This window comes from Actinobaculum sp. 352 (genome assembly GCF_003957265.1).
Taxonomy (GTDB): domain Bacteria; phylum Actinomycetota; class Actinomycetes; order Actinomycetales; family Actinomycetaceae; genus Asp313.
This window is the reverse complement of the sequence record NZ_RQSN01000009.1, coordinates 42307-69051: the sequence shown is the minus strand read 5'-3', so window position 1 is coordinate 69051 and position 26745 is coordinate 42307. Positions and strand designations below refer to the sequence as shown.

At 59.4% G+C, this 26745-nt stretch carries 19 protein-coding genes and 2 tRNA genes; 13 read left to right on the top strand and 8 right to left on the bottom strand.

Going from position 1 to position 26745, the window contains the following annotated elements; all coding sequences use genetic code 11:
• Positions 1-239 precede the first annotated feature (239 nt).
• Together EKN07_RS09995 and EKN07_RS09990 are read right to left on the bottom strand one after the other, a co-directional pair.
• Complete coding sequence (locus EKN07_RS09995) at positions 240-770, bottom strand: YbhB/YbcL family Raf kinase inhibitor-like protein (RefSeq protein WP_108715654.1); 531 nt, start codon at positions 768-770, stop codon at positions 240-242.
• A 45-nt stretch (positions 771-815) separates the two neighbouring features.
• Positions 816-1610, bottom strand: coding sequence for an IclR family transcriptional regulator (locus EKN07_RS09990; protein ID WP_164505480.1), 795 nt, complete (start codon positions 1608-1610; stop codon positions 816-818).
• Positions 1611-1920: 310 nt separating this feature from the next.
• On the opposite strand from EKN07_RS09990, the gene EKN07_RS09985 reads away from it, so the two are divergent.
• From EKN07_RS09985 to EKN07_RS09935, 11 genes are all read left to right on the top strand, one after another.
• Positions 1921-3534, top strand: coding sequence for a mannitol dehydrogenase family protein (locus EKN07_RS09985; RefSeq protein ID WP_126146309.1), 1614 nt, complete (start codon positions 1921-1923; stop codon positions 3532-3534).
• Between the two features lie 2 nt (positions 3535-3536).
• Positions 3537-4616 (top strand): mannonate dehydratase, encoded by a 1080-nt coding sequence (locus EKN07_RS09980; protein ID WP_108715651.1) that lies wholly within the window; start codon positions 3537-3539, stop codon positions 4614-4616.
• 2 nt (positions 4617-4618) lie between these two features.
• Positions 4619-5266, top strand: a complete 648-nt coding sequence (eda, locus tag EKN07_RS09975; protein ID WP_164505479.1) for a bifunctional 4-hydroxy-2-oxoglutarate aldolase/2-dehydro-3-deoxy-phosphogluconate aldolase — start codon at positions 4619-4621, stop codon at positions 5264-5266.
• Complete coding sequence (locus EKN07_RS09970) at positions 5263-6369, top strand: sugar kinase (RefSeq protein ID WP_126146308.1); 1107 nt, start codon at positions 5263-5265, stop codon at positions 6367-6369. The genes eda and EKN07_RS09970 overlap by 4 nt, the downstream gene beginning before the upstream one ends.
• A gap of 361 nt (positions 6370-6730) precedes the next feature.
• The gene (locus EKN07_RS09965; protein WP_108715649.1) at positions 6731-8113 is read left to right on the top strand and encodes an MFS transporter; all 1383 of its coding nucleotides are present in this window, start codon (positions 6731-6733) and stop codon (positions 8111-8113) included.
• Complete coding sequence (locus EKN07_RS09960; RefSeq protein WP_126146307.1) at positions 8113-9138, top strand: L-idonate 5-dehydrogenase; 1026 nt, start codon at positions 8113-8115, stop codon at positions 9136-9138. Before EKN07_RS09965 ends, EKN07_RS09960 begins: the two co-directional genes overlap by 1 nt.
• 187 nt (positions 9139-9325) lie before the next feature.
• The gene (locus EKN07_RS09955; RefSeq protein ID WP_108715648.1) at positions 9326-10123 is read left to right on the top strand and encodes a hypothetical protein; all 798 of its coding nucleotides are present in this window, start codon (positions 9326-9328) and stop codon (positions 10121-10123) included.
• Complete coding sequence (locus EKN07_RS09950; protein WP_126146306.1) at positions 10120-11844, top strand: DNA polymerase Y family protein; 1725 nt, start codon at positions 10120-10122, stop codon at positions 11842-11844. Before EKN07_RS09955 ends, EKN07_RS09950 begins: the two co-directional genes overlap by 4 nt.
• Entirely contained in the window at positions 11837-15313 is a 3477-nt protein-coding gene (locus EKN07_RS09945) for an error-prone DNA polymerase (RefSeq protein ID WP_108715645.1), read from the top strand. The genes EKN07_RS09950 and EKN07_RS09945 overlap by 8 nt, the downstream gene beginning before the upstream one ends.
• Positions 15314-15427: 114 nt before the next feature.
• Positions 15428-15997: a hypothetical protein gene (locus EKN07_RS09940; protein WP_108715644.1), complete on the top strand. Its 570-nt coding sequence runs from the start codon at positions 15428-15430 to the stop codon at positions 15995-15997.
• Positions 15998-16423: 426 nt separating this feature from the next.
• Entirely contained in the window at positions 16424-17170 is a 747-nt protein-coding gene (locus EKN07_RS09935; protein ID WP_126146305.1) for a hypothetical protein, read from the top strand.
• Positions 17171-17465: 295 nt separating this feature from the next.
• On the opposite strand, the gene EKN07_RS09930 is transcribed toward EKN07_RS09935, so the two are convergent.
• Entirely contained in the window at positions 17466-18521 is a 1056-nt protein-coding gene (locus tag EKN07_RS09930) for a GNAT family N-acetyltransferase (protein WP_108715642.1), read from the bottom strand.
• 247 nt (positions 18522-18768) lie between these two features.
• Here EKN07_RS09930 and EKN07_RS09925 point away from each other — a divergent pair.
• Both EKN07_RS09925 and EKN07_RS09920 read left to right on the top strand, forming a co-directional pair.
• Positions 18769-18854: transfer RNA gene (locus EKN07_RS09925), tRNA-Leu, on the top strand.
• 72 nt (positions 18855-18926) lie between these two features.
• A complete protein-coding gene (locus tag EKN07_RS09920) occupies positions 18927-19532 on the top strand; it encodes a class I SAM-dependent methyltransferase (protein WP_108715641.1) in 606 nt (201 codons plus the stop codon).
• A 280-nt stretch (positions 19533-19812) separates the two neighbouring features.
• Here the strand turns inward: EKN07_RS09920 and EKN07_RS09915 are convergent, their stop codons facing one another.
• From EKN07_RS09915 to EKN07_RS09895, 5 genes are all read right to left on the bottom strand, one after another.
• On the bottom strand, positions 19813-20745 hold the full coding sequence (locus EKN07_RS09915) for an alpha/beta hydrolase (RefSeq protein WP_126146304.1): 933 nt from the start codon (positions 20743-20745) through the stop codon (positions 19813-19815).
• Positions 20742-21494, bottom strand: a complete 753-nt coding sequence (locus EKN07_RS09910; protein WP_126146303.1) for a DUF998 domain-containing protein — start codon at positions 21492-21494, stop codon at positions 20742-20744. The genes EKN07_RS09915 and EKN07_RS09910 overlap by 4 nt, the downstream gene beginning before the upstream one ends.
• Positions 21491-24676 carry a bifunctional lysylphosphatidylglycerol synthetase/lysine--tRNA ligase LysX gene (gene lysX, locus EKN07_RS09905; RefSeq protein ID WP_126146302.1) on the bottom strand — a complete coding sequence of 1062 codons (3186 nt, stop codon included), beginning with the start codon at positions 24674-24676 and terminating at the stop codon, positions 21491-21493. The genes EKN07_RS09910 and lysX overlap by 4 nt, the downstream gene beginning before the upstream one ends.
• 424 nt (positions 24677-25100) lie before the next feature.
• Positions 25101-26072: a 5-dehydro-2-deoxygluconokinase gene (gene iolC, locus EKN07_RS09900; RefSeq protein ID WP_108715638.1), complete on the bottom strand. Its 972-nt coding sequence runs from the start codon at positions 26070-26072 to the stop codon at positions 25101-25103.
• A gap of 360 nt (positions 26073-26432) precedes the next feature.
• Positions 26433-26509: transfer RNA gene (locus tag EKN07_RS09895), tRNA-Pro, on the bottom strand.
• Between the last annotated feature and the right edge of the window lie 236 nt (positions 26510-26745).

Here is a 26745-nt window from a genome sequence, read left to right as displayed (position 1 = left end):
CGGTATGCGGCGCGCGAGAAGCCGTGCTGGCGAAACGGGAATCCTCGGGCAGAGAGTGCCGCATATTCATCCTCTAGGCGCCCAGGCAAGGCACGGGCTTCATCCTCTAGGTGTACAGGCAAGGCACGGGTATGCTGGCCCACGTTCCGAGCTGATTGAAGCTAGTGTTGGAAGTGCGGCTAAGCGCCTGCACGCCGAAGTCGCGTATCGCCCCGTTGGGGCGGCGTACCTGAGCCCGTTTAGCGTTGGAAGGTTACGGTAAGGCGCGCTCGCGCGATGGTGTGGAAGAGTGTCTGGAAGGCAACGGCCGTCGCGGTGGCTTCCTGCGGGTTGAGTCCCAGGCTTGGCACATCTAGCGCGTGGACGGCGAAGATGTAGCGGTGTGGACGATCACCGGGCGGCGGAGCGGCACCCGTGTATGAGAGCGTGTTGCTGTCGTTGCGCACGTGATGGGCATCGCCGGGCAAAGCCAGATCGGAGGTACCCGCCCCGCGTCGCAACGAGGTTGTCTCGGCATCGAGATCAATGACAGTCCAGTGCCAATATCCGGCGGGTGTCGGAGCATCCGGATCGAAGCAATTGAGGGTGAAGCCGCGAGTGTGAGCAGGGAATCCTGACCAGCTCAACTGTGGCGAAATGTTGTCTCCCACACCGGCATACAACGGTGGCATAGGTGCACCATCTTCAAGATCCGCACTTGCGAGAGTGAAGGCAGGGAAGGCGGGAAGAATCTCATAGGGATCGGGCGCCATTGGTCGTGAAAGATCCATGTCTTTACCGTAGTCGCTCAACGCAAGGACGGCAATCGCTTGTTTCTACACGATGAGAGCGGCGGGGACACTGACAGCGGCCGAAGTCGGTAGTTTTGCGATCTCCTCCGCCATTCCACGGGCGAAGAGCGGGCGCTGTTTCTCACTCATGCGTTCGATCGGGGTGGAAATGGAGATGGCAATATCCGTGCTGCCGTTGATCGTTATCGGGATTGCGACACAGGCAATTCCGTCTTCGAATTCGCCAATGTCCTCTGTCCATCCCAGGTTGTCGAAACGGAGGAAGTTCTCGCGAACGGCTCGCTCAATATCGGTCTTGCGTTCAGGCGAAGATGACTGCAGGTCTAGGTCGGACATGTACCAGGGCAGGCTCTCTTCGCGTTGTGGTTGGCTGGCGATTAGTGCTCGGCCGAGACTCGTGCGTACGGCGCTGGCCTCGCGGCCAATCTTTGAGACGACGCGGATGGCGCGGTCGGGTTCTACCTTATCGAGATAGACGATGTGCTGGCCCTTCAGTGCGCCCAGGTGCACGAGCTCATTGAAACGGCGCGAGATGGCAACAAGTGATGGGTGAAGATCGTCGACGATACGTTGCCGGGCGGTACGGTACTCGGCGAGGGGACGAATTCCCTCGCCGAGCCGGTAGTGGCCGGTGGATGGCACCTGCTCCACCCATTCCCGCTCGCGCAACGTTGCGAGAGTGGAGTGGGCTGTCGCCTTGTTAATCTTCAGGTCCTTGGCAATTGTGGTCAGTGGTATGCCATCGTTGGTTCCTCTGGCGAGGTATTCAAGGATGGTCAATGCTCGCGCAACGCTCGCCAACTGTTTCGTACTTGCCATGAACGGCATTTTACCGTGTGTGAATATGACAAATTATCCAAGCTGGGTACACGGGCTGCTCCGTCCCTAATCGGCGCTACTGCGGCCCCGGCGGGCCGAGTGATCGCGTTCGCTCCTCATGGTTCCAATGGTCCGTATCGCCGTGGACACGATAGGGGCTCGTGCACGGCTCACGGCAATTTTGTGGGATGGCCCACAAAGCCTCTGCTGAGGTATCGCCTTTACCGCGAAGTGTGGATGATTGTATTGAAAAGACAAACGAGCGTTTTGCTATCGTAAACGCTAGGTAGACAGGTTCAATGGTGACCGTATGGAACTCAGTATCGCTGGGCTGAAACAAGGCACAGATTATGCGACGGCGGGTATTTCCGTGCCGACCTTCGACGTTGCACAGATGCAGACATCCGGAAGGGAAACACCCCGCTGGGTACATCTTGGCCCCGGAAATATCTTCCGGGTCTTCATTGCAAAGATCGCACACTCCATGATTGCCGATGGGAAGCGATGGCCCATCACGGCGGTTGTGCCGCGAGATGCTGCGAAATTAGATCTCCAATTGGCGCCGCACGATCTGATGACACTCGGCGTGACCCTCAATCCCGACGGTACGCGCAGTCTCGATGTGATTGCAGGTATGAGCGAGGCACTAGCCGCGAGTCGGATAGCCGATTTCGAACGTTTGATGGAGGTAGCGGTGCGGGAGGAGGTCACTCTTGTGTCCCTCACAATTACGGAGAAGGGGTACGCAGTGCGTGACTCTTCCGGCGATCTTGCCGCGGCTGCGCGTCACGCCATAACTGCGGATCCTCACCAGCAGCAGTCGCATGCCATGGCGCTTCTCGCTACCCTCTTGCTGCGCCGATGGGAGGCCGGGGGACCGCCGATCACCTTGCTGTCCTGCGATAACTTCAGCCACAATGGCGACAAGCTGCGGGACGCCATTTTCACCATTATCGCCGGCTGGGCGGAGCGAGGCGCAGTATCGCCCGAGTTCGTGGCGTGGGCACGCGATGGCAGCCGTGTCGCTTTCCCCATCTCGGTGATTGACAAAATCACACCGCTGCCGAATCAGTCGGTGGCCGATGGCCTTGCCGAGCTTGGCTTTTCCGACATGGGACTCGTGACCGCGGGCCAAACTCCGGTTGCCGGCTTCGTGAATACAGAGTCGGCTCAGTACCTTGTTATCGAGGACAATTTTGCGGCGCAGCGGCCACCTTTCGAGGAATACGGCGTGCAAATGGTCAGTCGCGAGGTATGCGACGCCTTTGAGCATATGAAGGTGACCACATGCCTCAATCCCTTGCACACGGCATTGGCAGTGACGGGCTGCCTACTCCGTTTTCCAACGATTGACGCGGAGATGCGTGATCCGCTGCTGGCGGAACTCGTCCATCGTCTGGGATGGAGCGAGGGTCTACCCGTCGTCGTCGATCCGGGAATCGTAAGCCCGGCGGACTTCTTAACAGAAGTGGAAACTGTTCGTTTTCCCAACCGGTATCTCCCTGACGATCCGGCGCGTATCGCCATGGACACGTCCCAGAAGCTTCCTATCCGCTTCGGTGAGACGATCAAACGATACCTCGAGCGTGGGCTTGGCCTGGAGCAACTGGAAGTCATTCCGCTGGTATTCGCACTTTGGTGCCGTTACCTCATGGGGATTGCCGACGACGGCGCGCCCTTCACGCCCTCTTCCGATCCGCTCCTGGAAGAGCTGCAAGCACATGTGTCGCATATTGCACTGGGCGACCACATTGATGTGCACGAGGCGCTCAACCCCATCCTCGCAAACGCGGAGATCTTCGCCGTCGATCTGTATGAAACCCCGCTCGCGGCGAAAGTCGAAAACTACTTCAGCCGACTCATCGCCGGACCGGGAGCAGTCCGGGCTGTTCTCGCTGAGGTTCTCAATAAGGAGAGTGAGTAGTCATGAAAATGACATTTCGCTGGTACGGCGAAGCCTATGATCCCATTCCATTGCAGTACATCCGGCAGATTCCCGGTATGAGCGGCATAATGGGCGTGCTCAACCAGTACGCAGCCGGAGAGGTATGGGCGAGCGAGGCGATCCAAAAGCTGGTTGCACAGGTCAACGCCTCCGGCCTGGAGTGCGAGGTGATCGAATCGGTTAATGTGCACGAAGAGATCAAACTCGGCAAACCTTCCCGCGACCAGTACATTGCGAATTACTGTCAGACCCTGAAAAACTTGGCTGAATACGGCATTCGAGTCGTGATCTACAACTTCATGCCGGTATTCGACTGGCTGCGCACCGAGCTCTACCACGAAAACGAGGACGGCTCCACCTGTCTCTATTACAACCACGCCGACGTGGAAGGAATGACGCCGGCGGAGATCGTCGCCCGCACTGCCGCCGGGTCAGGGGGATTCACATTGCCCGGCTGGGAGCCGGAGCGGCTCTCGCAGCTGGAATCGGTACTTGCCCAATACGAGAGTATTTCCGCCGACGACCTGCGTGAAAACTATCGCTACTTCCTGGAGGGAATCATTCCCACCTGCGAAAAAGTCGGGATCCGTATGGCGGTGCACCCTGACGATCCGGCCTGGGAACTGTTTGGAATCCCGCGCATATGTAACTCGCGTGACGACCTCGACAAGATTGTCCGTCTAGTCGATTCGCCCGCGAACTCACTGTGCGTATGTTCGGGGTCGCTGGGCTCCAATCCATCCAATGATGTGCCGACCATCTTCCGTGAATTCGGTGAACGCGGGCGCATAGCGGCTGCGCATGTGCGTAATGTGCGGCATCTGGGCGAAAAACACTTCCAAGAGGCGGCGCATCTCTCCTCCGACGGCTCGCTGGATATGGAAGCAATTATGGAGGCGATTCATGACACGTGCCCGGATGTGTATGTCCGGCCCGACCATGGCCGCATGGTCTGGGGTGAGACCGGGCGACCGGGATATCCGTTGTATGACCGGGCGATGGGTGCGGTCTACCTGAACGGATTGTACGAAGCAATTTCCAAGATTAAGGGGCGTGACTAGGCGTGCAAGATACGCGCGAAGAACAGATCGCTGAACTCCTGGCGGCAAATCCGGTAGTTCCCGTTGTTGTTATCGATGACCCGCGCGATGCCCTCGCTGCCGGCCAGGCACTTGTAGCCGGCGGTATTCACTGTGCCGAGGTGACCTTCCGCACCGAAGGGGCAGCCGCAGCTATCGAGGCAATGCGGCAGGTAGAGGGTCTGACCGTCGGAGCGGGGACCGTGATCCACGCGGTGCAGGCTGAGGCTGCAATTGCGCGCGGCGCCACCTTCCTGGTCTCGCCCGGCTTCTCTGCCGAGGTTGCGCAGGTCGCGCGGGCGCAGAACATACCGTTCGTACCTGGAGGAGCAACCCCAACGGAGATCATTGCAATTCTCGATGCCGGTATGACGACGGTGAAGTTTTTCCCCGCTCAAGCTATGGGAGGTCTGCCGGTACTCAAGGCGTTCTCGGCGCCTTTCCCGCAGGTGCGATTCCTTCCCACGGGTGGCATTAGCGCCGCGAATATGACTGAGTGGCTGGAGCAGCCCTTTATCCCTTCGGTCGGTGGCTCCTGGATGATCACCCGGTCAATGGTGGCACAGCACAAGTTTGATGAGATAACGGCCCTTTCGGCACAGGCGATTGCGATTGCTAGGGGTGAGAGATGAGTACCGGGCTTACGCTGCGCCCGGCAGTAGATTGCGCATATGACATTGTGGCTCTGGGAGAGGTCATGCTGCGGCTTGATCCCGGGGAAGGACGGATTCGCACCGCACGGTCTTTCGATGTCTACGAGGGAGGAGGGGAATACAACGTCGCGCGCGGGCTGCGTCGCTGCTTTGGAAAGAAGGGAGCAATCGTAACCGCTCTCGTGCGTGACGAGGTAGGAGCTTTGGCGGAAAACCTCATTCTCGCCTCCGGCCTCGATACGCGTTTCATCCAGTGGGTACCTTCCGATGGCGTCGGCCGCTCGGTGCGCAATGGGCTTAATTTCACCGAACGAGGTTTTGGTGTCCGTGGAGCGGTCGGCTGCTCTGATCGTGGAAACACGGCAGTTTCACAGATGGATGCCAGCAGCGTGGATTGGGACTATCTTTTCGGCAAACTGGGTGTGCGCTGGCTGCATACGGGCGGTATTTTCGCCGCGCTGTCCGAAACAACGGCCGCGGTGGCGAAGGCCGCGATGCGCGCTGCCAAGCGCTACGGAACCGCTGTGTCTTACGATCTGAACTATCGCCCGTCACTGTGGCAGTCAATTGGAGGTCAGGCCAAGGCGCAGGAGGTCAACCGCGAGCTGGCGCCGTACGTTGACGTGATGATCGGCAATGAGGAGGACTTTACCGCAGCGCTTGGCTTTGAGGTGGAAGGAATGGATGAGAATCTGTCTGTGCTTCCCGTCGCGTCTTTCCAGGAAATGATTGAGCGTGTATCGGCGTCCTACCCGAACCTTCAGGTTGTTGGCACGACTCTACGCGCGGTGAAAACGGCATCCGTTAACGACTGGGGTGCTATCGCGTGGTCGCGTAAGGAAGGTTTCGCGCAGGCGCTGCAACGCAATGATCTGGAGATTCTTGATCGCGTTGGAGGTGGTGACTCCTTCGCCTCCGGCCTGATCTACGGTCTGATGGAGTTCGACGACGTCGCCGTCGCAGTCGACTACGGTGCGGCTCACGGTGCGCTGGCCATGACGACGCCCGGGGATACCTCGATGGCATCGTTGGATGAGGTGGAGCGACTAGTGGCAGGTGGAGGTGCACGGGTTCAACGGTAAGAAAAATGCACGGCTACCGGCGGCCTATACCAACTGCGCGCAGTCGACCACTGCGGTAGCTGAACTAACACAGGTATAACAACACAACTGAAACCACCAATCTAGCCGCGTTACCAAGGGAGTGTGGGGAAGGTTCCTTCATTCCCGCGGTATAGCGCTGTGTTTATCTAAGCTGAACATCTGTTCAGCATGGATTGATTCAATCGATCTGTTTGGCAGGCGGAGAGAACTCCGGATCACGAACCGTAGGGCGACGGTGATACGAGGCTGCCGTCCCACATCGCAGGGTCCGGATGGCGGTTCCGCCGCAGCAGAAAAGAGTTCGCGCGATCCGCGCGACTGCACGTTAAGGAGACAACGTATGTCTGAAACAGTGAGCGAGCCGACGAAGGCTCCGCTTGCCGAGCGAACGACCGTCGACTTGGTCAAAGCGGCGATGTCGGGGTGGCTTGGAACGGCGCTCGAATTCATGGATTTCCAGCTCTATTCGTTAGCCGCTGCGCTGGTGTTCAAGGATTTGTTCTTCCCGGAAGGAAGTACCGGTGTTGCTGTTATGGCATCGATGGCCGTCTATGGCGTGGGATACTTCGCACGTCCAGTCGGAGCGTGGTACTTCGGCCGACTCGGTGACAGGGTCGGACGTAAACAAGTCCTCTTCATCACCATCACGATGATGGGTGTGGCCACCACGCTTATTGGCTGCCTGCCAACCTATAACCAGGTCGGCTTCCTTGCACCGCTGTTGCTCGTCATCCTGCGTCTGGTGCAGGGCTTCGGTGCCGGTGCGGAGATCTCAGGCGCGGCGGTCATGCTGGCGGAGTATGCGCCAACTAGGCATCGCGGAGTTATCTCGTCCCTGGTTGCCCTTGGAACGAACTGCGGCACGCTATTCGCATCGGCCGTATGGGGAGTCCTTGTGGCAGTTATGTCGGAGGAGGCTCTTATTGCGTGGGGATGGAGAATCCCCTTCCTCGGCTCGGTGCTGGTGATGGTAGCTGCTGTGTGGATCAGAATTCATTTGAAGGAGACTCCGGTTTACGAGGCGACGCAGGAGGAGCTGCTGGAAGCCTATGACCAGCCCATTCCGGAGAAAAAGAAGGATCTGGAGAAAGTTGTTGTCAGGCCGACGGCGAAGATCTCGGGTAAGGCATTCTGGTTTGCTTTCTTCCTACGATTCGGCCAGTCGGGTAATTCCGGCATGATTCAGACCTACCTGGTCTCCTTCATCGTCGATTTCTTGCTCTTCCCGCGTTCCGTTGCCACAAATGTCGTAATCTACTCGTCTCTGGTTGGGTTTGTCACGGTTCCGCTGATTGGTCTGTTGGGAGACCGATTCGGACGACGCGCTATCTACCGCACTATTACGGTCAGCGCAATGATTCTTGCCTTCCCACTATTCCACGTTATTGTTTCGCAGGAGCCGGGCAGCCTGACCTTCTACGTCAGTTATATTGCGTTGCACAACTTGTCGGTGCTTGCTTTCTTCTCGCTTGAGAACATCACCATGGCGGAGATGTTTGGCTCGCAACGACGTTACGAGGCGCTGGCGCTGTCCAAAGAGATTCCGAACCTCATCACGGCGGGAATGGGGCCATTCGTTGCCGCGACACTGGTGGAAGTTACGAAGTCGTGGATTCCATTGGCTTGCTTGATGGTGTTCTACTCTGCTTCGACCTTCCTCTCCTCCGTATTCATGCCGGACACGACGGGACGAGACCTTACCGATCCAAAGGATGCTGCATAATGAAAGCTGTAACTGTCTATGGCGCAGGTGACCTGCGCGTCACTGAAATCGAAGACCCCCAAGCCGGTCCCGGCCAGGTTCGTATCAAAATGGAGTATGGCGGGATTTGTGGATCCGACCTCGCGTATTGGAAACACGGTGCGTCCGGCACCGCCATTCTCCGGGAGCCGCTGGTGCTTGGGCACGAGGTGGCAGGTCGGATTGACCAGCTTGGCGACGGTGTAGCGGGCTTGGAACTTGGGCAGGCTGTGACGGTGAATCCCGCAACACCAGTGGGGGAGTATCATGTTCCCGCGCATCTGCGGGGGAGAGACAATCTGTGGCCTGAGGTCCGTTATTTCGGTTCGGCTGCTTTTCTACCGCACGAGCAGGGCGGTTTTTCCACCTATCGTGTGGTGCGTGCGGAAATGATTCGCCCCTTGCCGGAGAATGTTTCTACGCGGCATGGGGCGGTTGCGGAACCGCTTGGTGTGGCGATACATGCGGTTGGGCGTGCCGGGGGTGTGCGGGGTAAACGCATCCTGGTCAATGGCGCGGGTCCAATAGGATCGCTGGTAGTTGCTGCAGCAAAGCATGCTGGCGCGGCTGAAGTGTGGGCGGCCGATCTATCGCCGACGGCTCTTAGTATCGCCGAACAACTTGGAGCGGACCATGTGCTTGACCGGTCGGCGGGCCAGGAGCTACCGGTTGATGTCGATATTGCTTTCGATGCTTCTGGAGCTCCGCGCGCACTGGGCGATGTTTTTCTATCCGTGGTACGCGGTGGACGGTTTGTGCAGGTAGGCAATCTCCCAGCGGGCGAAGTGCCTGTAGCGCTGGGGCAATTGGTAACGCGGGAGATTGACTACGTTGGCTCCTACCGTTTCTCTGATGAGATTACGGATGCGATTGCGGCCACGGCAGATGGCTTGAATGTAGAGCCGCTGCTGACGCATACCTTCGATATAGAAGATGCGCTTGAAGCATTTGAAACCGCCGGGGATCGATCTACTGGATCGTCGAAAGTTCTCCTCAAACTGAGCTGACGGTTATGCTGCGCCGGACAAGCGGCGTACCCGTAATTTTGTGGCCGCAGGTAGCTCCGCCGGGAACTGCCTGCGGCCATCGGCGTGTGCGGTATGCATGTGTTACCCGGACCAATTTTGAGTAGAAATCTGTCGGAGGGGTGTTCTACCCTTGTTTCGAACAAAAGTTCGAATGGGGGTGAGGGGTATGACCGGTCGTCTGGAACGCTGTGACGATGCTGCAAGCAGATTGACTGCCGCACGGCAGGCGCTTGCACAGGCGGAAGTTTCGGTGGGGCTGACACGGTCGGCAGCGGTGCCATCCGCAGAGAAGGCGTGGCACGGTGCCACTTGGAATGTGCCAGAGGGAGTATCTTCTCTTTTTCCTTATGGGTTACCGCATGGTATGACCCTGGGCGTACGAGGAGCGCGTCTTGTAACCCTCCTCCTGGTCGGCACGGTGAGTGCGCAAGGCGCGTGGACCGCATGCGTGGGGATGCCGGATTTGAGTTGGGCCGCGGTGTCGCTTCTTGGCGGGGATCTGAAGCGGATGGTGCACGTACCAATGCCACAGCCTGCAGCGGTTACGCAGGTGCTTACGGCCGCGATTGATGGCTTCGATAGCGTCGTCGTCGGGCGGGATATTCTGCTTGACGGAAGGGAACGCCGGTTGCTCTCCCACAGGGCACGTTCTCGGGGCGCGCTGCTCCTCGCTGAAAATTGGGATACGCGGGAACAGGTTATGGGTAGCCTCATAACTGCGGAAGGAATGCGTGGCGGAAGCGGACATATCAGTGATCTTGTTCTGGAACTGAGCCGCCCGGCCAAATCATCCTGCCGTATACGTATTACTAGCCGTGGCTGGCAGCCTGAGCAAACTCTGCATGCCGTGCCGGAGGAGAGTACACGGTCCCGGCTGGTCATACCCAAAGAGTCCCTTCCCGCTACCGATGCCGTAGCGCCACGCGGTAGGCATCTGCGGTCACATCAGGGAGTCGGCGCATGAGACAGGGAGCAGTGTGGATACCTGATTGGGAGGTGACCGCAGCCGAAATTTCCGGTGAAGTGCCAGTCGGTACCCCGGCTGCCGTGTGCGGCGGAAAGGGCGTGCTGGCTGTTAACGCTTGGGCCAAGCGGCGTGGTATTCGTCCGGGAATGAGCCGGAGGGAGGCGCATGCGACTTGTCCGGAAACCGTCTTGCTTGCCCCTGACCCCGAACGGGGTATGCGGCGTTTTGAGCCGATATTGCAAGCTTTGGACCGTCACATCGCGCGGCTCACCGTACTGGAACCGGGCAGCGTGATTTTCACATCCCGCGGTGCTGTACGCACTGCGGGTTCAGAACAGGCATTGGCGGAGGCTCTGATCGGGGAAATTGCAGATATTGCTGGCTGTGAGGCAAACGTGGGTTTTGCGGAAGGAACTCTTGCCACACTGCTGGCGGCCCGGGAGAGTCTTATGCTTTCTTCGGCCGAATCAGCCGACTACCTAGCGGCGCAACCTGCCACACAGGTGTTGAATGCCCTTCCGGTAATGGGAAGAAAAGCGGAGGTCGAACAGTACATTGGCATACTCGCTCGGCTGGGAATTAGAACGCTGGGTGGTATTCACTGTCTCGGGGCAGCCGCACTTACCACTCGTTTTGGCGCGATGGGAAACCAACTGTGGGTGCTGGCATCCGGAGCCGATATGCGACTCCACCCGCAGGGCATGCGGGCACAAGACCTGGCACTATCACGCAGTTTTGAACCACCGTTGCAGCAGGCGGAGGCAGCGGCTTTCGCTGCTCGTATATTGGCGGAGCAGCTCAGCAATGAGATGGCGTCCCGGGGGCTGACCGGAGGTCAACTCACGATTACTGCTGTACTGGAATCGGGAGATGACCTCACCCGTTCCTGGATGATGGACGGTGGTGGCGCACGTGACATCACGGATCGAGTGCGCTGGCAACTTGCCAGTTGGATAGATGCAGATGGTGGCGGGTCCGCGATTTGTCGGCTCGAGCTACACATGGCAGATATGTTGCCCGCAGGTTACCGGCCGCAACCATTGTGGGGCGGGCGTAGTGCCGGTGACGAACTTGCTGCGCGTACGGCCGTGCGTATGCAGGCGCTGGTTGGTGAGGACGGAGTACGAGTTGCCTATAACGTTGGCGGGCGTCTACCTGCAGACCGCTACGAAGAATGTCCATGGGGACAAGTCTTCCCGAGCAGCGGGAAGGAAAAAGAGTTCCCTTGGCCGGGAGGAATCCCCGACCCCCCGCCCGCCTTGCTGCATCCCACGCCGATCACCATCGACGTCACAGGCGAGTGTGGCCATCCTCTTCACGTATCCGGACTGGGGGTACTGACATGCGGGCGAGGGTGTGCCGATCCCCGCCCCTTTCAACTGATACGGCGCCATGCTAACGCTTCGCGTCATGCAAGCGTTTCGCGTGGTACTTACGCTTCGCCGGTAGCCGATGAGAACTTTCGGACTTCGCGTGCTGGAGAACAGGTGATGTGGGAAGCGCGCGTGGCAAGTGGGCAGAAGGAGGTAGGAGGCAAACAAGCGGCCTATGGCCAGTGGAGGATCCTGGACTTTGCCGGTCCGTGGATTATTGAGCAGCGCTGGTGGGATCCGCATTCGGCTCAGCGTCGGGCCTGGTTGCAAATCGCTGTTGATGCCGGAGCCGTCCTCGTGTACGCGGAGGCCGGGCAGTGGTGGGAGGCGGGGAGTTATGCCTAGGCTTCTGCGCTCTCGGCAGCGTATTCCTTACGCGGAATTGCACGTACATTCGGCCTACAGCTTTCTTGACGGCGCGTCGTTACCGGAAGAACTCGTATCCCGCGCCTGCGAGCTGGAACTGGATGCGTTAGCGCTGACTGATCACGCAGGTTTTCCCGGCATTATGCAACTTGCTGTACCGGCGCGCAGCGCCGGAATGCCGATAGTGGTAGGAACCGAGTTGACGCTGGAGGCCGGTGAATGCCGGGAGGTGGAGCCTGACGAAGAATATGCAGACAACAAGTTGGGACTAGGGCCCAAAAGGGGAAGGGAGATTCGAAAGGCTCTGAGTCTCACGAGGGAATCCGACGCTCACAAAGGCCGGAACGCCAAGGGGGAGCCGAAGGGCAAGAAAGGTCTAAGCACCAAGAATCCGGAGGCGGCGGAGGAACATATTCTGCTGCTGGCGCGCGATGCCACCGGATACCAGAAACTATCCCACACCGTTGGTGCCGCCATGTTAGCCAGTGGAGTGAAAGGCGAGGCGCACTACACACTGGAAGGGCTCGCTGAGGCCGGTGCGGGAAACTGGGTGGTGCTAACCGGGTGTCGAAAAGGCGGAGTGCGCCGAGCATTGGAGAAAACGCCTGGGGTGTGGGCGCCGCAGGCAGCTCGGCGTGAGCTTGAGCGGCTGATCGGTCTTTTCGGTAGAGATAATGTGGCAGTGGAGCTTACCGCTACCGGTTCACCACTTGATCGGGAACGTTGTGATCTACTCGCAGACCTAGCCTGCGATACTGGAGTTAGGGCTGTTGCCACCGGCAATGTTCACTATGCCCGCCCGCAGGACCGGCCGGTAGCAGATGTACTGGCGGCAACAGGCGCGCGTATGACCCTGGAGGAAATCGATCCCTATCTGCCCGCATCCGGTAGTTATCTGCGTTCTGGAGCGCAAATGCTTGCCTGGCACAAAGATCGTCCCGCAGTGGTCAATGCAGCAGCGCAGCTGGGGCAGGAGTGCGCCTTCGATCTGGCTCTCGTTACTCCCAATCTGCCCCGCTTCCCGGTTCCGGAGGGCCATGACGAACAGAGCTGGCTACGGGCATTGACGGATGCGGGAGGCCAACAGCGTTATGGCACCCGCAGCGCGAACCCCACAGCATGGGCACAGATCGACCATGAAATCGACGTCATCAACCAGCTTGGTTTCCCCGGCTATTTCCTCATCGTTGAAGAAATCGTCTCCTTCTGTCGACAGCAGGGAATCTGGTGCCAGGGGAGAGGGTCAGCGGCGAATTCGGCCGTATGTTTCGCTCTTGGTATTACGGCGGTAGATGCGGTGCGGCATAAGATGCTGTTCGAGCGTTTTCTATCCCCGGGGCGTTCCGGCCCACCTGATATCGATCTTGATATTGAATCCGGTCGCCGAGAGGAAGTCATCCAACACGTCTACGAGCGCTATGGGCGGGACAAAGCCGCACAGGTAGCCAACACCATTACGTACCGACCTCGGCTGGCCATCCGCGATGCTGCGCGGGCACTCGGGTATGATCCCGGGCAGGCTGAGTACTGGACAAAATCGGTTGAGCACCGGGTGCCGCGGGGGCGTGGCCGTACGTCCGACCCGACCAAAGAACGTGCGGCTGCGGATATGGCAGTTTTTCTGCGGGAGCGGGGAAGGGAGGCCTTGTTCACCCAGCGCTGGCAAACCGATGGTATTCCACCGGAAATTGCAGCGCTTGCCGCACGTATGCAGAATCTTCCGCGACACCTGGGGATCCATTCTGGTGGGATGGTGCTGTGTGATCGCCCGGTTATTGATGTGTGTCCAGTGAGTTGGGCATCCATGCCGGGTCGCACTGTTCTGCAATGGGATAAAGATGATTGTGCGGAAGCCGGACTCGTCAAATTCGATCTTCTCGGATTGGGGATGCTGACGGCACTGCGCATCGCATTCACCGTGTTGCAGCAGCGTGGTATCAGCGGGGAGGACGGGCACGAACTCGGCTTGCATAACCTTGCTCAGGAAGATCCACGTGTGTACCGTCTTCTGCAAACTGCGGATACCGTCGGTGTGTTCCAGGTTGAATCGCGGGCACAGATGTCCACCCTGCCACGGCTGCGCCCGGAATGCTTTTACGACATTGTCATCGAGGTCGCGCTAATCCGCCCCGGGCCGATTCAGGGACACTCTGTCAACCCCTACCTGCGGCGACGACGCGGTCAGGAACCCGTCACCTATGCGCATCCATTGCTGCAACCTGCGCTGGAAAAGACTCTTGGCATTCCGCTATTCCAAGAGCAACTGATGCAGATAGCGGTTGATGCGGCAGGCTTCTCACCCGCGCAGGCCGACAAACTTCGTAAGGCGATGGGCTCCAAACGGTCAGTGGAACAAATGGAGCGGCTACGCGGTGAACTACTCGCGGGAATGCGTGGCAAGGGAATCGACCGGGAAACGGGTGAGGAGATCTATGCGAAGCTGCAAGCCTTCGCCGAGTTCGGTTTTCCTGAATCTCATGCGTTTTCTTTCGCATACCTGGTGTATGCCTCCGCCTGGTTGAAAGTGCATCACCCGGAGGAGTTCTACGCAGGCATGCTTGCAGCGCAACCGTTAGGTTTCTATTCACCACAGACTCTGGTGGCCGACGCGCGGCGGCACGGCGTGCTCGTTCTGCCGCCCGACGTCGTCGCGTCGCAACAGGCAGCTTGTGTAGAAGAGTGTGCGGCACGTGAGATGGCAGCTCACGAACTGGTAGATGTGAGCCCCAACCTTGCCGTTCGCCTTGGGCTGGAATCGGTGCGTGGTCTAGGATCAGCGGCCACTCGTATTCTCCAGGCGCGGGCCGATGCTCCCTTTTCCAGTGTGGCTGACATGGCTAGCCGTGCGCGTCTAAACGAAAGAGAACTGGAAGCCCTGGCTGCAGCGGATGCTCTGCGTTCATTGGGGACAAACCGACGGCAGGGGATATGGTTGGCGCATGCGCTGGCAGAGCATGGGACGCGGCGGGGTATCTACTATCAGCCGACAATTCCCGGCACCGAGGCAGCCGGGACAGTGCCACCGCTACCAGAAATCACTAAAGCAGAGGCGGCCGATGCCGACATTGCGGCAACCGGAGTTTCTACTGCGTCTTACCCGGTGGAGTTTCTACGCCCGCAACTGGATGAGCAGGGAATACGACGTATCGCAGACCTCAGCCACGTCCCGGAAGATGTGAGAATCCGAGTGGCAGGAATAGTCACTCACCGACAGCGGCCATATACCGCCAGTGGCATAACCTTTCTTTCTTTGGAGGACGAAACCGGACTACTGAACGTCGTAGTCTCCCACGGTTTGTGGCAGCGCTACCGAATGGTGGCGCTGCATAGTCAGGGATTAATCGTACGTGGCATGGTGGAGCGCGGCAATGGTGCCATGAATTTTGTTGCGGACGCACTCGAAGAACTGCCACTATCGGTACGACTCAAATCGCGCGATTTCAGGTGATAGTGGCACCTGCCAACAGTCCTATTGCCTGTTCGCTCAAAGAATTAGCATGGAGTCACTGCGGTGAATATGACAATTGCCCGCTAGACTCGTCATAACGAAAGGTGGAAATACGTGGCTGGATCCTTCAAGATTCTCCTTAAGCTGGCACGTCGGGCAGGCCCTGCTGTGTTTATCGTCGTCATGCAGTACGGTCCGCAACTGCGCAAACTTATGAATGACAATCCACAGTTTGCGCAGGGGATCACCAGTCGTTTTCAACGTGTGTTGGGGGTTGGTGATTCTGGAACGGCACGCCAAGACCTCTCTGCGCGCTGCCAGGTCTTGCGTGAACAGGTGACGTTTCTATACGCATCGGCCAATACGGCAGAAGTTGCGCAGCAAGCGCGCCAATGGCGGGACGAGCTGGAATCCATTGAACGCGCACTGCCTGTTCTCGATGCGATGAGCCGGAAACAGAGAAGTGTGCAACGCCGTCATTTGGAGCGGCGAATTGACATGCTGTCACAACACATTCTTGCAGCCAGCCTTGTTGACGACATTGAAAATGCCGAAGTCGCAGAAGAAGCAACGAAGGCAGAAGAATCAACGAGGACAGACGAAACGAACCACTATGACAGCCCCCAGAACTCCGATGAACCATTTCCACCGGAGGCGGATCAACCGGAAACTCCGGGCCAGTAGCCGATAACACTCGGCCAAGCACAGTTAGAAAGAGGAAGAATGTCGACAAGCGAAGAACCCGGTCGGGATACAGCAGCTTCGGAACCATCGCCCGTTGACGGTGTGATGTCGCCCGCGCCGCCACCCAGTGTGCCATCGCCGGAGAGGACGCCGAAAACGGCACCGCAACCCGCTCCCACCTTCCCGCCTGCTGCTCTTGGAGCGGAGGGCACAGCCTCCGTGCCGCCCCAGCCTGGTGCTACGCCGGGAGGATATCCGACTTCGGCACCCGGTGCGCCCGCAACTGCGGGACAATCCGCCGGCGGATACCCAGGTGGCGCAGCACCCCAGTACCAGGCGCCTGCCGGGTACCCGCAACAGCCTTCTGCACCATCGGCGCCACAGCCGTACAATGCTCAGACACCGGGGGCAAATGAGCGTCCGACGGTGTACAGTTCACCCGTACCGGCGACAGCACAATTGGCGAATGCGCCGGGGGGCTATCAACCCACCGGCGGCTACCAGCAGTCCGGCGGACCACAGCAACCTGGCGGTTACCCGCAACCGGGTTTCCCGCCGAACCAGCCACCGCAAGGAAACTATCAGCAATCGCAGCCGCAGCCAGATGCGTATTACGGTCAGCAGGGCTCTGCGGCGGGCGGCGCCGTGCCGGCAGGTTATCCCTACCAGCAGCCGGGCGGCTATCAGGCTGCGCCTTATGGGCAATACGTGGCCCACGCCGGGTCTGCTAAAAGGCGCCCGTCCGTTCTCGCCTGGATCTCATTGGGGCTGCTCGGAGTCGGCGCCTTGATTGCACTTATTGGTGTCTTCCTGCCGTTCCTGACACGGGAAGCGGGCGGTGAAACGAGGTCGATGAATATCCTGGATGGCAACATGGGTGGTGGCATTGCGATTATTGCAGTTGCACTGCTTGCTGTTGTTGCAGGACTTTTGGCCAATGTTGTCCTCGCCAATCGCACGCCAAAACTGCTCAGCAGTCTCCTGGCTCTTCTCAGTGGAGCTTTCCTGGTCATCTTCGTGCTAATGCTGTTCAACGACGGCAATGTGGCTAATGAACTCGCTGATGGTGCAGAACGCGGCTTGGGCGCCTTCCTGACGCTATTCGGCTCAATTGCCGCGCTGATCGGCGGTTTTGGCGCGCTGCTGGCAGAAGCGCTGCATCGCGAGTCGTAACAACGCCCTCGCGTCAGTCGGCCACCTTGTTCACGGACGGGTGGCCGACTTATTGTCCGGTCAGCCATACATGTGACCAGCTACGTTTGAGACGCAGAGTCCTCGCTGTCGCACAAACGTAGCCTGCCTATTCACGTCGGCAAGTGTGTTGGTCGTCGCGCGAAAGAGTTTGTGCGGGAACGAAAGCGGCAACAAAGGACGGTGATTACCAAGGGCGCCACGATATACGGAACCGCGAGAGTCCTATACCGGAGGGCTGATCGAGGCCTGGATTGTTGAAGGTGACCGGAGGAGGTCAATCTAGGCCGAGCACACGGCGGATATCCGGCCGGAAGTAATTCGGGCCCTTCAAGACCTTGCCGTCGGCACGGTAAATCGGCTTGCCCTCGGAATCGAGCTTGGAGAGATTTGACGCCTGAATCTCTGCCAACACGTCACGCATGGGGATTCCCAACTCCAGAGCCATGCCATAGATGACATACACAAGGTCACCGAGCGCGTCTGCGGCTTCCACCGTGTCACGTGTGTGGTGATCCGCGTCAACGGCTTTCCTCCACGCTTCTTCGACGAGTCGGCGGGCAGGCTGGCCATAGATCGCTCCAACCAATTCACAGAACTCTTCGGCCACCAGTGACATTCGCATATGTGTACGTTCACGATCCGCACGAGGACCATCGGAGACTATTGGAAGGCGATAGATCTGATGGAATTGACGTACCAGGGCCTCGGGATCGCGACTGTCAGCGAATCCAGGATGGGTGTCGTCCGGGCCGAACCATGCGTGCTGCGGGGCGCGTGGTTCGGACGGCAGAATACTGGCCAGCAGTGCGTCATATGCGCGGCCGTTCTTCGAGGCAGCTCCGCGTGCATAACCTTCGAACGTGAAGCCTGTGCGCCATGCGACCTTCGCCGATGCCCAGTTGGGCTCGCCGTCGTCGATCAGGCAACGCCAAGTAATGACCTGCAAACCCATCTGCGTGAAACCGAAATCGAGAACAGCCTGCACGGCTTCGGTTATCAGACCGCGTCCGCGGGCCTCGGGAGCGGCCCAGTAACCGATTGAGGCGGTTGTGCCATCGGATGTCAGACCGATCATTCCCAATAGGGGAGAGGTGAGTGGATCGGCGCTGCGCGTACGCTCCCGAATAGCCCAGTTGGGGCTATCGGCCTGCCAACCCGGTTCGACCATGTCACTGATGAATGCCTGCCCATCTTCCAGCGTGTACGGAGATGGAATGGTAGTCCAGCGCTGGATGGCATCGTCCTGGCAGATCGCCGTGATTCGCTCCGCATCGGCGGCAGTGGGCGGCGTGAGGAAAAGACGTGCCGTGGTCAAATCGCTGCGCAACATATTCTGTAGCCTAATCGTCGCCCACACAGATGGTGAAATCCGCTCTTCGGTTTTCTCACCGGTTCTGCAATACCATCATCCTGCGCGATCAGTCCGATTGCGTCGGGGGAGTGGGCTGCGCCGACCGCGTCGGCAACCATGGGGCGACGCAGTTCACAGTGCCACAGGTTGATCGTCGGTGGTTTCAGATCGGCCAACGTGCTAACCTCTTACTCGTTGCTCGGGGCGTCAGCCTCGTCGGTCATCTGCGCGGGTGGCGGAATAGGCAGACGCGCTAGCTTGAGGTGCTAGTCCTCGTATTAGAGGGTGGGGGTTCAAGTCCCCCTCCGCGCACAGTTCAAACAGCATCGCCCTCAAACGGCGGGCCGAGTTGTGTTGCCGTAGATCGGCAATTGGAATGGGGTCATGGCGGCCTACTGGAATCACAACAGTGCCTATCACCCCTGGATTGCGAAGATTGCCGTGGAGCATCGGCACGAGGATCTGCTAGACGTCGGTTGCGGTGATGGACTCCTCCTGCAACATCTGGCTCCGATCATGCACACGGCGATGGGTATTGAGGTGGATGAAACCGCTGCCACTCGGGCGCGCCGCCGACTCTCTGAACTGGCGAACGTCTCCGTCGTCTCCGAAGACTTCATGTGTTACCGCAGTGAGCGGCAGTTTGGGCTCATCACCTTCGTGGCCAGCGTGCATCATATGCCGCTGTCTGCCGCGTTAACGCGCGCAGCGGATTTGCTCGCGCCCGGCGGGGACCTTGCTGTGGTAGGAGTCGCTGCGAATCAATCCGTCGCGGATTGGGCGCACGCAGGAGTGCGTGTGCCCGTGGCAAGAGTAAGCTCCTGGCTTCACCACGAGAGTTACCCGGAGGGTGTGCCCGTTGCGGATCCGACGCAGACGCTGGCACAAATTCGCACTGTGGCACGCTATCTCCTGCCAGGGGCACGCATACGCCGGGGATTGTACTATCGCTATCTGTTGCGGTGGACGAAGCCTTCGCGGGACGTGTAGATGGACTGCGACGGCGCGCTTGAGTGCCAGCGAAAATGTTCGGGCGGCGTGTGGAAGGATTGCATTCGGTAGTGCCGGGCTTTTGTTGACCGTGGCCTGGCCTATCATAGTCCTGGTACGAGCATTACCGGTTTGACATCGTCGCGAACGCGTGGGAGTCTCCGTGGTTTACACGGGTGGCATATCGGTGACCCTGCTCGTAGAATGAGGACGCTTTTCATGGCAGGTGGAATCGGAGTGCCTGCGCATCTTGCTGGCGCTTAGGAGCAGTCAGCATCCCTCACGCTCGCAACGAAGTGCTCGGATTGCCGACGTCTGTGACGCTATCGGCGATGGTCTCCGGCGCGTCCAGCATCATGAGATGGCGAGAATGCACCTGGCGGACATGTGCATTGCGGAAAGATGCGAGGAGCGCTTTCCGTGCTCGGGTGGAGGTATACGGGGGCGCTTCCAGTATGATCGCACGCACCGGTGCAGCGCTGCCCTGACGGCGCCGCAACATGAGAAGGTCGGCGGCCTGGCCGCGGAACGCGAGGGCCTCCTTGAGAGTTGCTACAAGTGCGGACCTGCTATTCCACGTGGGGATCCAGCGGGCGGTATCAATAAGCTCCGGATGCTGCGTTTGTGCCTTGAGGCCAGCCCGCCAGAGCGCTGATGCTAAGCGACGGAGAGGGCCTAGGCGCGTCAGTTGAGCTGCCAGCGCACTCAGGCGCGGTGCTACACGCGAATGGTGAGCGTTCAGAGGAGCCGCAGAAGGATCCACGAGCACCACTGCGGTGACGAGGTGGGGAACGAGGCGTGCTAAGGCCTCGGCCTGAAACGATGCCATCGAGTGCGCGACGACGACGGCGCTTCCCTCATCCTCGAGAAGCTCGCGCACAAAACGGGTCTCGGCGACCAACGATGGGAAGGCATCACATGAGGTGCCCAGACGACCGGGCCGGTCGACCGTGATAATCCTCCAGTCGGGAAGAGCGGCAATAACCTGATCCCAGCAAGCCGATCCTAAACCACAGCCGCTGAGCAGAACGGCGGTTGGTCTGATTCTGCCTGCAGGAGTCGGCACATTGGCTGCCGAAGCCGGGGAGGCCTGCGCGTAGGTGTGCGACGGCTCCTTCGTGCTTTCGCCTTCGGAGCGGTGTATGTGAACGGTGTGTCCGCTCGGAGAGCGCATCTCACGCGGCGTGTTGTGCGTACTCGTTAGTCCAGTCATGGGCAGCCCGTCCTAGGGTTATCACTCGACGAATCGTCGCTCCCCGGTTTGCCGAAGTCTTCCGCAGTGTTGCGATTTGCTGGCGTGCTGAGACTAGCCGGCATGCTGCGAATCGCTGCGGCACAGCGGCCTTCCGACAAATGCACGGCCAGGTAGGCGATCCAGCCCGAGCATAGCAGTACCTGGACGGCCTGCACCGGTCCCTGCGTCAAGGGTAGAAACGCGGGCAGGATGGCGCTGGCGAGCAAAAGAGTCGCGACGAGCAGGGCGAATGCTGCTACCCCGCAGGCCCTGCCCCGCCAGCCGTCCTGTTCGGCGAAGGCGATAGCAACCAGGCCGATGAGCGCCACAAGGGCGAGGCCAACAATAACCGATGAGGCCTCATGAACATGGCGCACTGCGAACGGGGTCGCCTTACACACCGCATCACGGCTCTCGGCGCATGGCAGATTGAACGTAACATCAAGGACGGTTGCTACGGCGACGGTCAGTAGGGCAGCGGCCACCTGTGGGGCACGCCGTCCGAGCCATCCCGCCCAGCCGCGCCATCCGAGCAAAGCGATAAAGGCGAAAACCAAAGCGGCAAGCAGATCACAACCTCGGAACAACCAATGGTAGGGCTGATCGCCGGCCGCTAACTCGGACAGGTACCCGAGGGCTGCCTGCGGGTCGCCGTTCAGAGGCCACAGTACCCAGCTGTTGTAAGTGACGAAAGCCAGGATCGCCAGTGCGTAGCGACCGTATCTCATCGGTTCGGCCTGACGAGAGGGAAGGTGAGTGTCTCGCGAATAGAAGCACCGGTCAACGTCATGACGAGACGATCAAGTCCCATTCCCAAGCCGCCGGAGGGTGGCATTCCCTGCTCGAGAGCGGCCAAAAAGTCCTCGTCGAGTTCCATCGCTTCCGGATCACCACCGGCGGCAGCAAGCGACTGGGCGGTGAGCCGCTGACGTTGTATCACCGGATCGACAAGCTCGGAATAGGCGGTTCCTACCTCGGAGCCGAAAATGATGAGGTCCCAACGCTCCGCGAGTCGATTGTCTTCACGATGAGGCCGTGTCAGCGGTGACGTATCCGCAGGAAAGTCGGTGAAGAAGGTGGGACCAACCGTCGTGGACTCTGCCAGGTGCTCATAGAGTTCTTGCATCACTGCCCCCCAGCTCATTCCAGAGGTATCTGAGATACCGAGGCTTCCAGCGTGAGCGGAGAGAACTTCAACAGGTGTGTCGGTTCCCACCGGTTCTCCGAGAGCCGCGGAAACCGCATCGCAAACGCTCACCGTGTGCCACGGGGCGGCGAGATCGATTTCATGCGTAACTCCGGCCACGTTGCCGCGAATGACCGTAGTGCCGAGAGCTGCCTGCGCAGCCGAGATGACGAGATCGCGCGCGACCTCTTTCATGACGTTGTAATCGGCGTGCGCCTGGTATGCCTCAAGCATGGTGAACTCGGGGTTGTGTGTGGCGTCGGCACCTTCGTTGCGGAAGTTACGGCCGATCTCGAAGACGCGTTCCATGCCGCCCACCATCAGGCGTTTGAGATACAACTCGGGAGCGATACGCAGGTAGAGATCGAGATCGTAAGCATTGATATGGGTGATGAAGGGTCGAGCGTTCGCTCCTCCATGCACCGTTTGCAAAATGGGTGTCTCGACCTCGAGATACTCGCGCGCGAGCAGTTCGTGGCGAATGGCCTGTATGGCCGTGGAACGTGTCACGACCATGGAACGGTCCTTGGGCCTTACGATCAGCGCGAGGTGCCGCTGACGCACGCGAGTCTGCGCGTCGCGGATTCCATGGTGCTTATTCGGCAGTGATCGCAGTGCCTTCGAAGTCATCTGCCACGTCTCGGCCAGTAAGCTGCGTGTGCCGGTGCGTGACGCGCCGATTACGCCCGTTACCGCTACCTGGTCTCCTGCCCGAACGAACCGCCTGAACTGCGCGACGTCGTCGCCACCAGTTGTAGACACCTCGAGAAGGACTTGCAGATCACCCGTACGATCCCGCAGGTCTGCGAAAAGAACGCCACCGTGGTCGCGCACCGCCATCACGCGCCCGGCGACGCTGCATCGCCCATCGGCTTGCGCACAGGTGGCACTGACGGCCACCGAGGGTGGATACGGATCTAGACCGGTGGAGAGCATGGCCTCTCGGCATGCCAGGCGGGAGGCGATCTGTGCGGGACGCTGCGGCGACGACGTCGGCGCATCCCCCACTGATCCGGCGGAAATGGCCTGCAGTTGTGCCGACTGCTGCGGAGTTCGCTGCGGTTGTGTACTCGGCTCGCCAATGAATCGGTCGGGTAGGCTGATGAAGCCTTCGGCCACTCCCATGGCGAGGGAAACACGCAGTAGGTCGTTTCCGTCTGGATAGCAGATCAGACGGGGAGACCATTGCGGGTTGTATTTCGCATTGGAGCGATACAGCGAGTCAATTTGCCACCAACGGGAGGCTACTAGCAGGAGGCGACGCCAGTTGCGCAGTATTGGCCCCGCGCCAATTCGCGCACCATCAGTGAGAGCGGAACGGAACATGGCAAAATTCAGAGAAACGCGGCCGATACCGAATTCACGTCCTTCGCGCATAACGGAAGCCACCATGAGTTCCGTGACTCCATTATCAGCTTGCGGGTGGCGTCTCATGACATCGAGGCTGAGACCGTCTGCACCCCAAGGAGCGAAGGATAGTAGTGCTGCAACCTTTCCCCGTGGATCACCGGTGGGGAAGAGAGCCTCGACCATCACGCATTCGCCGTCGGAAGTGTCTCCTAGCCGACCGAGCGCCATGGAGAAGCCGCGTTCCGGCTCGCCGTCGAGCCAGTGATCGGCGAGCGATGTCAAAGCCTGCAGCTCGCCCCTGGGAATGCTCCGGTGGCGTCGGATCTGCACCGTATAGCCGAGGTCGGAAATATGACGCACGACACGCCGTACGTCCGGTAGTGATTCGAGCTGGAAGAGTGCCGGGTACAAGATCGCCTCGTCGCCAATGTTGAGAGCGTGGAACTCCTCGTCAACCCAGGCGCGTGCTCCCGCTTCGGAGGCGCCGATGACGGCGGGTGTCCAGCCGTAGTCTGCGGCATGCTGTACAAAGGCTTTTACGGTTGCGCGCCACCTTGACGGGTCGCCCAGTGGATCACCCGAGGCGAGTGCGACGCCCATACAGACCCGGTACGCTATTGCACCGTTCTGCGTCAACAGGACTGACTTATCGCGGCGAGTGGCGAAGTATCCAAGAGAGTCGGACGGGAATTTGGCGAGCAGCGTGCGTATCCGCGCTTCGTCATCCACACTCATCCGGGCTGACTCTCGCTGCGACCGTAACATGAGCCACAGGGCAATGATGAAGCTCAAGGCCCAGCCGAAACCGAGCAGGCTGAGAAGCCAATCCGGCCAAGCGCGCGGACTAAAGACTCGGTCGAAGTGCTCGCGGCCCTGCAGGATAAGCATGGTGAGAAGCGCTGCAGCGGCCAGCCCGAAAAATGCGCCGAGGAAAAAGACGAGGGCGCGTCGGATATTACCCGGCTGGGAACGCACTCGATAAAAGCGACGACTGGCTATGAGGAGGGCCAAGACTGCCACCAGGACGCCGGTGTTCAAGGCGAGCGCACAAGTCAGCCACGCCTCCTCCGGGTCGATGATGAAAGCAACCAGGGAGGCGCCGTACAGGACAATCGATAGTGCGGTGAAGATCATCATCGCGATCCATGCGATGCGCTTCCGCCGTTCCAATCCGAGCGCCAGAATGAGCGTCACGAGTCCGGAGAACCAGTCGATCAGTGGCAGGGGGATAATCCACGTGAAGAGAAAGTCAAGGATAGGCGTTCCGGGGAGGAAGCCGAGTAGGCTGTCCACCAGGGCGAGTATCGCAATTACGTATAGGACGCGCGGCAGAAGCCGGGGCACCAGAGCGTCACGTTTTGCGATTGCAGACATTAGTCCTCCCGTACAGGCCGCGTGCGGATGCACCTGCAACTGACTGCCAGCTATGACAGGAGCGGGTGCTGCGGTTGCGGCTTAGTTACCCTACGGGGAGGACCTTACCGAAAAAGCCGGTGCGTTCGCCATAGGGCAGGCGCCGGGCCGACGTGATGTCCGCAGCACCGAGAGGGGAGTGACGTTGATGCCAGAGTCGACAACACCCCATTCGGCGCGATCTCTGCGACACCGGGGAAGTGACTTATGCCACCCAGCATGAACGCAAGACGTCTCAGGCTCAGCATGCGGCGAGCCTGATATGCGTCTACCGCCTCTAACAAACATGCGCCTGACGAGTCCGCCTGAGTAGAGCCCGCACGAGGACGGGACTCTACGTCCTGTCGCGGCTGCCGATCCCAGTCTCCAGTCTCTGCCGTACTACTTAGCGGCGAGCCACCCAAGTGCCGAGAATATCTGCAGTTCCGGCGTCGAGTACCGTCGCGATCTCGTCCTCGGTTGGCATAGCGGTAGAGCACTCGAGACGGGAGGCAACAATTGCACCGGCGGCGTTGGCATAGTCGATGATCTTCTTTAGCCCCCAGCCCTGTAACAACCCGTGGATAAGTGATCCACCGAATGCATCTCCCGCGCCGGCCCCGCACATCGTCGTCGCGGGCATGACCGGGACCACGACTTCTTCATCGCGAGTCTTCGCGAGTGTACCGGCGCTACCTTGTTTGACGATGGCCAGTTCAACTCCACGTTCCAGGAGCGCATCGGCTGCTCGTTGCGGGTCGTCTTCGCCAACGGCAATGCCGCACTCTTCCCGGTTCCCGACTGCTACAGTCGCGTACTCGAGAGCCTTGGCGTAACGATCAACAGCCAGATCGCGGTTCTCCCAGAACATTGGGCGCCAATCTAGATCGAAGACGCTATGCGGCGTGCGACCGCGTATGTCCCAGGCGTGAAGATGCGCAGACCACGACGGGTCTTGACACAGCCCCGAACCGGAGAACCAGAACAGACGCGCTTGGCGGACCTGCTCGTCGGGGATTCTTTCGGGTGTTACCTGAAGATCGGGCGCCGAGGGCCAGCGGTAGAAGAAGAACGGAAAGTGCTCCGGTGGAATGATCTCGCAGAAAGTGACAGGCGTGTTATAGCTCCCGTCGGTGAAGATGTAGTCGGTCGCGACACCGAGGCGCTCGAATTCACTGCGGATCCAGCGTCCAAAGGGATCGTCTCCAACTCCGGTCAGTGTGGCAACGTCCTCACCTAGTCGTGCTGCAGCACAGGCGACGTTCGACGTTGTACCACCAAGATACTTGCCGAAAGAAGTTACCTCCTCGAGGGTGACGCCTACTTGGAGGGGATAGATATCTACGCCACACCGGCCAAATGTTAGAACATCGTGCATGATTACTCCTCAGTCAGATCTCCACTGATCCGATATATCCACGCTAACAAGGACAAGAGCGGCTGTCAATGATAGTCCTGCATGTACAGACAAACGCTACGCCCGGATAGGGAACCTTTGACACTGCTCTAGGAACTCGACCCGGCCGCGAAATGGCGAGTGGTGGTAGGCGGCATCGGACCCTAAATGGGCGGGTAGCTGCCGGGTGCAGAGTGCTACCGGGCAGAGTATTACCGGGTGCAGTCAGTTCGAGTAGCCATTGCCTGCCGTAGTCCGCCGGGGCTGCAGCTGCCGCGGCGGCGTTGGATTGGGGAGTTGCCGAGTTCTTTCGGCGACCCTTATGCGTGGCCGCAGGAGCTTTGGTCGGGCTGGCGGGATTTGAACCCACGACCCCTTGACCCCCAGTCAAGTGCGCTACCAAACTGCGCCACAGCCCGTCGTGTTGACTGAAGTAGATTACACCATCGACGGCGATGGCTCCAAGTGCGAACTAGTGACGGGTTTGGACGACACGAGGATGAGTCTGCAAAAGAGAGGTCGTACTGAGAAGTCGCGCTGGGAAAGTTCTCACTTTGCGTGGCGGGAATGGGCTCATAACGAAAACTGTCTATCCGTATTGGCCTCTGGCCCTTGTCCGTTATACGATTGTTACTCGAGGCGAGGAAGGCGCGCC

Excerpts from the sequence above, each read along its gene's own strand:
- lysX (WP_126146302.1), bottom strand. The coding sequence starts at position 24,676 with ATGTCTGCAATCGCAAAACGTGACGCTCTGGTGCCCCGGCTTCTGCCG.
- EKN07_RS09910 (WP_126146303.1), bottom strand. The coding sequence starts at position 21,494 with ATGAGATACGGTCGCTACGCACTGGCGATCCTGGCTTTCGTCACTTAC.
- EKN07_RS09930 (WP_108715642.1), bottom strand. The coding sequence starts at position 18,521 with ATGTTGCGCAGCGATTTGACCACGGCACGTCTTTTCCTCACGCCGCCC.
- EKN07_RS09985 (WP_126146309.1), top strand. The coding sequence starts at position 1,921 with ATGGAACTCAGTATCGCTGGGCTGAAACAAGGCACAGATTATGCGACG.
- EKN07_RS09945 (WP_108715645.1), top strand. The coding sequence starts at position 11,837 with ATGCCTAGGCTTCTGCGCTCTCGGCAGCGTATTCCTTACGCGGAATTG.
- EKN07_RS09950 (WP_126146306.1), top strand. The coding sequence starts at position 10,120 with ATGAGACAGGGAGCAGTGTGGATACCTGATTGGGAGGTGACCGCAGCC.
- EKN07_RS09965 (WP_108715649.1), top strand. The coding sequence starts at position 6,731 with ATGTCTGAAACAGTGAGCGAGCCGACGAAGGCTCCGCTTGCCGAGCGA.
- EKN07_RS09960 (WP_126146307.1), top strand. The coding sequence starts at position 8,113 with ATGAAAGCTGTAACTGTCTATGGCGCAGGTGACCTGCGCGTCACTGAA.
- iolC (WP_108715638.1), bottom strand. The coding sequence starts at position 26,072 with ATGCACGATGTTCTAACATTTGGCCGGTGTGGCGTAGATATCTATCCC.
- EKN07_RS09990 (WP_164505480.1), bottom strand. The coding sequence starts at position 1,610 with ATGGCAAGTACGAAACAGTTGGCGAGCGTTGCGCGAGCATTGACCATC.
- EKN07_RS09915 (WP_126146304.1), bottom strand. The coding sequence starts at position 20,745 with ATGACTGGACTAACGAGTACGCACAACACGCCGCGTGAGATGCGCTCT.
- EKN07_RS09970 (WP_126146308.1), top strand. The coding sequence starts at position 5,263 with ATGAGTACCGGGCTTACGCTGCGCCCGGCAGTAGATTGCGCATATGAC.
- EKN07_RS09920 (WP_108715641.1), top strand. The coding sequence starts at position 18,927 with ATGGCGGCCTACTGGAATCACAACAGTGCCTATCACCCCTGGATTGCG.
- EKN07_RS09955 (WP_108715648.1), top strand. The coding sequence starts at position 9,326 with ATGACCGGTCGTCTGGAACGCTGTGACGATGCTGCAAGCAGATTGACT.
- EKN07_RS09995 (WP_108715654.1), bottom strand. The coding sequence starts at position 770 with ATGGATCTTTCACGACCAATGGCGCCCGATCCCTATGAGATTCTTCCC.
- EKN07_RS09980 (WP_108715651.1), top strand. The coding sequence starts at position 3,537 with ATGAAAATGACATTTCGCTGGTACGGCGAAGCCTATGATCCCATTCCA.